Origin of the sequence: Leucobacter sp. M11, assembly GCF_035726885.1 — a bacterium.
Lineage (GTDB): Bacteria > Actinomycetota > Actinomycetes > Actinomycetales > Microbacteriaceae > JAPFRB01.
In genome coordinates, this window is sequence record NZ_JAPFRB010000001.1 from 366447 (window position 1) to 372225 (window position 5779).

At 71.0% G+C, this 5779-nt stretch carries 5 protein-coding genes and 1 pseudogene; 3 read left to right on the forward strand and 3 right to left on the reverse strand.

Annotated elements, in window-relative coordinates:
• Together OOT08_RS01840 and OOT08_RS01845 are read right to left on the reverse strand one after the other, a co-directional pair.
• A pseudogene (locus tag OOT08_RS01840) lies at positions 1–284 on the reverse strand (hypothetical protein); the annotation flags it as partial.
• Complete coding sequence (locus OOT08_RS01845; RefSeq protein ID WP_325090860.1) at positions 254–1810, reverse strand: ABC transporter ATP-binding protein; 1557 nt, start codon at positions 1808–1810, stop codon at positions 254–256. The gene OOT08_RS01845 and the pseudogene OOT08_RS01840, both read right to left, overlap by 31 nt.
• Before the next feature lie 131 nt (positions 1811–1941).
• Between OOT08_RS01845 and OOT08_RS01850 the strand changes: the two genes are divergently transcribed.
• Together OOT08_RS01850 and OOT08_RS01855 are read left to right on the forward strand one after the other, a co-directional pair.
• On the forward strand, positions 1942–2733 hold the full coding sequence (locus OOT08_RS01850) for an ABC transporter permease (RefSeq protein WP_325090861.1): 792 nt from the start codon (positions 1942–1944) through the stop codon (positions 2731–2733).
• A 2-nt stretch (positions 2734–2735) separates the two neighbouring features.
• Positions 2736–3506, forward strand: coding sequence for an ABC transporter ATP-binding protein (locus OOT08_RS01855; protein WP_325090862.1), 771 nt, complete (start codon positions 2736–2738; stop codon positions 3504–3506).
• A gap of 55 nt (positions 3507–3561) precedes the next feature.
• Here OOT08_RS01855 and OOT08_RS01860 read toward each other — a convergent pair whose 3' ends face one another.
• A complete protein-coding gene (locus OOT08_RS01860) occupies positions 3562–4866 on the reverse strand; it encodes a hypothetical protein (protein ID WP_325090863.1) in 1305 nt (434 codons plus the stop codon).
• Between the two features lie 196 nt (positions 4867–5062).
• On the opposite strand from OOT08_RS01860, the gene OOT08_RS01865 reads away from it, so the two are divergent.
• Positions 5063–5779: glycosyltransferase family 2 protein (locus tag OOT08_RS01865; protein WP_442916170.1), on the forward strand; the 717-nt coding region annotated here is incomplete at its 3' end.

Sequence of the window (5779 nt, forward strand, 5' to 3'; positions counted from 1 at the left end):
GAGGAGGCCGGGAACGGCCCGAAGTGCCGCGGGGAGAGCACGCCGCGGTTCGTGAAGAAGGGCACCAGGAAGGTGAGCGCGAGGAGCACGGACACGGTGAGCGCGTCGATGTCCGCGAGGTAGCCGGGGTTGTCCCCGGCGAGGAGGACGGGCACCGCGGCCAGGGCGACCGCGAGGGCCGCGACGAGCACGCCGCGCAGGAGCACGAGGAACAGCGGCCGCGCGGGACGGCGCAGCGTGTTCCCCAGCACACTCAGTCGGAGTCGGAGGAACGGTGCAACCACTCCATGCCCCCCTCATCCTGAGAGCGCTGGATCAGGTCGATGAAGCGCTCCTCGAGGCTGACGCCGTCGCGGACCTCGTCCACCGTGCCCTGCGCGATCATCTCGCCGTCGATGATGACGGCGACGTGGTCGCAGATGCGCTGAATCAGATCGAGGCTGTGGCTGCTCATCACGACGCTGCCGCCGCCCGCGACGAACTTCTCCAGGATCTCGGTCACGTTCGCGGCCGAGACGGGGTCGATCGCCTCGAAGGGCTCGTCGAGGACGAGCACCTTGGGCGCGTGGATCATGGAGCAGGCCAGGGCGATCTTCTTCTGCATCCCGGCGGAGTAGTCGGAGACGAGGCGGCCGAGGGCGCTCTCCAGGCCGAAGGCCGAGGCGAGCTCGCGGGCGCGATCGTTCACGATGGCCTCGTCGAGGCCCTGCAGGATGCCGGAATAGAAGAGGAGCTGCGCGCCGGTGAGGCGGTCGAAGAGCCGGAGTCGGTCCGGGAGCACCCCGATGATGCGCTTGGCGGCGGGGCCGTCCTCCCACACGTCGACGCCGTGCACCGTGACCCGCCCGGAGCTGGGCCGGAGCAGTCCCGTGATCATCGACAGGGTCGTCGTCTTCCCGGCCCCGTTGGGGCCGACGACGCCGGTGAAGGAGCCCTCGCGGACGATCAGGTCGATGTCGCCCGCGGCGATCACGTTCCCGTAGCTCTTGGTGAGGGACTCCGTCTGCAGGATCACCGGGTTCTGGGCGGCCTTTGCCGCGCGCTCGCGGGCGCGGACCACGGAGGGCACGGGGATCTCGATGCGCCCGGTGCGCTCGCCGACGTGCACCTCGGCGGGGGCGGTCTCGGCGCGGCTCGCGGCCGGGGCGGCCGCCGGAGCTTGCTCGCTGGGCGAGCGGGGTGCGCGCGGCGGCAGCGCGGGCTTCGTCAGGGGCTCGGCGGGCTCTGCGGCGGCGGGCGCGGGCTGAGCCGCGGGCTCGGGGGCGCGTTCCCGGTCGCTCCGGTCGCGGCTCGGCGCGGGAGCTTCAGGAGCCGGCGCTTCGGGAGCCGGGGCTTCGGGGACGGAGGCTTCGTCCGGCGTCACCGCGTCGGCGTCGGCGAGGGCGTTGGCGTTGCGGTCCGCAGCGTCTGGCGCGGCGGTTGCTTCGGTGCGTGCGTCGGCGCTGGTATCGGCGGGCGCGGCAACGGCCTGCGCCGTCGCGGCGGGCTTCGCTTTGGTCTTCGTCTTGCGCTTCGGGGCCGGAGCGGGCTCGGGGATCGTTGCCTCGGGCGCTGCGGGCTCGGGCTCGACCGCTGCGGGCTCGGCGTCGAGCGGGGCGGCGACCGGCTCGGCCGGGGCGGGCTGGGCGCTCGCGGCCGGTCGTCCGACGCGGCGGCTCGGGCGCAACCGGGAGGGCGCGGAGTCGGAACGGGTCACCGTGCGAGGCGCCTGGGTCGACGACCCCTCGTCGACGGACGCATCGTTTTCCGGCATCGCGACACCCCCGTTCGGCTCACCCTGCTGAGCATCGGACTCGTTTGCTGAAGACACAGAGACTAACCTACCAAATTCGGGGGCCGCTCCCCCGCCAACGCGCCCGGGGCGCGGCCCCGGGTTTCCCGATTCCGGACGCCGGCCCGGCGGCCCGGGCAAAGCGGTGGCGAATACGACAGAATAGGGCTGTGAGCCAGTCTTCCGAGTCGCCGAGACGCAGGCCGAACCGATACTGGTCGTCCCTGCTCCTGCTGACGCGCCGCGATCTGAAAGTCCGCTACTCCACCTCGGTGCTGGGATACCTCTGGTCGGTGCTCGATCCGCTCGCGATGAGCCTCATCTACTGGTTTGTGTTCACGCAGGTCTTCGACCGGAGCGTGGGCGAGGAGCCCTACATCGTGTTCCTGCTCACGGGGCTCCTCCCCTGGGTGTGGTTCAACGGGGCCGTCTCCGACGCGACGCGGGGGTTCCTCCGCGACCTGAAGCTCGTGCGCTCGATTGCGCTCCCCCGGTCGATCTGGGTGAACCGGATCGTCCTCTCCAAGGGCGTCGAGTTCGTCCTGAGCATCCCGGTGCTCGCCGTCTTCGCGATCGTCGCGGGCGCGGCCGTGAACCCCATGCTGTTGCTCTTCCCGCTGGCGATGATCCTGCAGGCCGCCCTGATCTCCGGCATCGGCCTGATCGTGGCGCCGCTGACGGTGTTCTTCCGCGACCTGGAGCGGGCCGTGAAGCTCGTGCTCCGGATGCTGTTCTACGCCACCCCGATCATCTACAGCGCGGGTGACCTGCCCGAGTTCGCGCAGCCCCTCGCCTGGCTGAACCCGCTCAGCGGGATCGTGTCACTCTACCGGGCCGGATTCTTCCCGGATCAGCTCGACTGGGCCCTCGTCGGCTCGTCCGCCGCCATCACCGCCGTCACGCTCCTCATTGGGGTGCTGGTGTTCCGCCGCAGCATCGGCGGCGTCTTGAAGGAGCTGTAACCGTGACCGAGACCAGCAGCACGGCCGCCTCCGCGGTGGCCCCGATCATCGTCGCGGACAACCTCGGGGTCCGCTTCCGGCGCAACAAGGGCGCCCGCCGCAGCTTCAAGGATCTCTTCTCGGGCGCGAAGCGGCGCACGCGCCCCGGCGAGTTCTGGGCGCTGCGCGAGGTCGGCTTCCAGGTGGCCCCGGGCGAGGCGATCGGCGTCGTCGGCCGGAACGGCCAGGGCAAGTCCACCCTGCTCAAGCTCGTCGCCGGGGTGCTGCTCCCGGACACGGGTTCGGTCCGGGTGGCCGGCGGCGTCGCACCCCTCATCGAGATCACGGGCGGCTTCGTCGGCGACCTCACCGTTCGCGACAACGTCACGCTGACCGCGGGCCTGCACGGCCTCAGCCCGGCGCAGATTGCCGAGCGCTTCGACAGCATCATCGACTTCGCCGAGGTCGCCGATTTCATCGACACCCCGTACAAGCACCTCTCCAGCGGCATGAAGGTGCGCGTCGCGTTCTCGGTGATCTCGCAGCTCGACGAACCCGTCCTGCTCGTGGACGAGGTGCTCGCGGTCGGCGACCGCGCCTTCCGCGAGAAGTGCTACGCCCGGATCCGGGATTTGCTCGCCGAGGGGAAAACGCTGTTTCTCGTCTCCCACAACGAGCGCGACCTCAAGCGCTTCTGCTCGCGCGGCCTGTACCTCGACGGGGGCCGGCTCGTCCTCGACGCGGGCATCGACGAGGTGCTCGCGCGCTACAACGCGGAGCACGGCCCCAAATAGGTCCGTTCGCGCACGCCGAGGGTCGCCCGGCGCGGCGGCCCCGCGGGGCGAGCGTTCACGCCTCCGGGGCGTCGCCCTCGCTCGCGCGGGTTTCGGGCTGGGGCCGGACGCCCGCGCCGTGTTCCGCGTCGGGGGCCGCTGCGCGCGACTCCCACTCGTCCCAGCGCGCGAGTAGCGTCTCGATCGCGGCGTGGAAGCGGCGGGTCGGCTCGCCCTGTCGGGTATCGCCAAAGTGCCACTGGGACCAGCGTCCGAGCCGGTCGAGGGCGACCTCATCGGTGACGACCCGGTCCAGCAGGTCCACAATGTTCGGGACGTCGGCGGCGGCGAGCCACTCGCACTCCCCCAGGTAGCCGTTCCGATCGATCTCGGCGGTTTCGGCGATGGGCTGGGTGACGAGCAGCGGCAGGCCCGTGGCGAGGCGGTCGTAAATCATGGCGGAGATGTCGCAGATCGCGACGTTGGACACCGCGAGCTGCCAGCCGATGCCGGGCGATACGTCGTAGACGTGCCCGGCGGCCGGGTCCGCCGCGTTCGCCTGCTCGATCATCGCGATGATCTCCCGGTGGGCCTCGCCGAAGGCGGCATCGACGACGCCGCTGCGCGGGTGCGGCCGGTACACCACGCGGTGGCGGCCCGTGCTCAGGAGCTCGCGCACCAGGCGCACGCCGTGGCTCGCGACCGAGCCGTACCGCGCCGTGGGGCGGTCGCCCTCCCACGTCGGGGCGTAGAAGACGACCATGCGGTCGTCGGGGACGAACGGGGCCTTGCCGCCGATGTGATCGGCCTGGGGGCGGCCGATGGGCAGGGTGCGCTCCGCGACGTCGTAGTCCCAGAGGGTCCGGCCGAGGCGGGCCCGGGCCGCATCCCCCGCGACAAAGGCGTAGTCGTAAGCCTTGAACTGGTTCGAGGTCATGTACATCTTGTCGGACTCGCCGTGGTTGATGAACACGTGCCAGCGCCGGTCGTAGCGCATCATCTGGAAGTTGCGGGTGTTCTGGTTGACGTAGAACACGAGCTTCAGCTGTTGCTCGGCGACGATTGCCTCGAGGTCCGTGACCTTCGGCACGAAGGCCACGTCGAGTCCGGACTCGGCGAGCATGGCGTGTGCGCCGCCGGCGGTGCGCGCCAGCACGAGCACGGGGTGGGTCTTGGCGAGCTCCTGGAGCGGGGCGTACCACTGCCGCATCTGGTAGAGGTTCACCTCGCTGTCGGCGAAGTAGACGCCGATCGGGTAGCTGCCCTCGGGGAGCGGCCCGCGCTCCGCGAGTCGGTCCAGCACCTGCTGACGAAGCTTCCGGCGACGCAGGATTTTCTTCACCATGCCGACCGCACGGCGCATATCTTTGGGGAGACTCACCTCTTCACGATACAAGGGCCGTCCGGGTTGCCAGAATCGACCCGGCGTTTGAGAGCAAATCGTGACCGCCCAGCCAGCTTCGTCCCGGGCATGGGAAGATCGGGGGGTGAGTCACGAGTTCCCGTCCAGCACCCCCGCGCCGACGCCCGCGGCGGCCCTGCCCGATCTCCCCGAACTGCCCGGGGTGAGCTACGTCATGCCCGTGCTCAACGAGGAGGCGAATCTCGCCGACGCCGTGCGCACCATCCTCGCGCAGGATTACCCGGGTGAGCAGGAAATCGTGCTCGCACTCGGGCCCTCAACCGACGGAACCGACCGGATCGCCCGCGCGCTCGCCGAGGCCGATCCTCGCGTCACGCTCGTCGCCAATCCCGAGCGGGACATCCCCATCGGGCTGAACCTCGCGATCGCCCGATCGAAGCACCCGGTCGTGGTGCGGGTGGACGCGCACTCTGAGCTCACCCCCGACTACACTCGGCGCGGCGTCGCCGCGCTCGGCCGCCCGGGCGTGGCGAACGTCGGCGGCGTGATGCGCGCCCGGGGCCGCACGCCCTGGCAGCGCGCGATCGCTCGCGGCTATAACAGTCCCTTCGGGCTCGGCGGGGGCGCGTATCACGGCGACGGCGAGCCCGGTCCGGCGGAGTCCGCCTACCTCGGGGTGTTCCGTCGCGCCGCGATCGACGAGGTCGGCGGCTTCGACCCCGAGATTCGCCGCGGCGAGGACTGGGAGCTGAACCTGCGCATCCGCCGGGCCGGGCACACTGTCTGGTTCGAGCCCGCGCTGGGGGTCACCTACTGGCCCCGGCAGACCCTCTCGCAGCTGTCCCGCCAGTTCTTCGCCACCGGGGTGTGGCGGGCCGTGCTGGTGCGCCGCTACGGCGGCGCGAACCCCTGGCGCTTTTTCGTGCCGGGG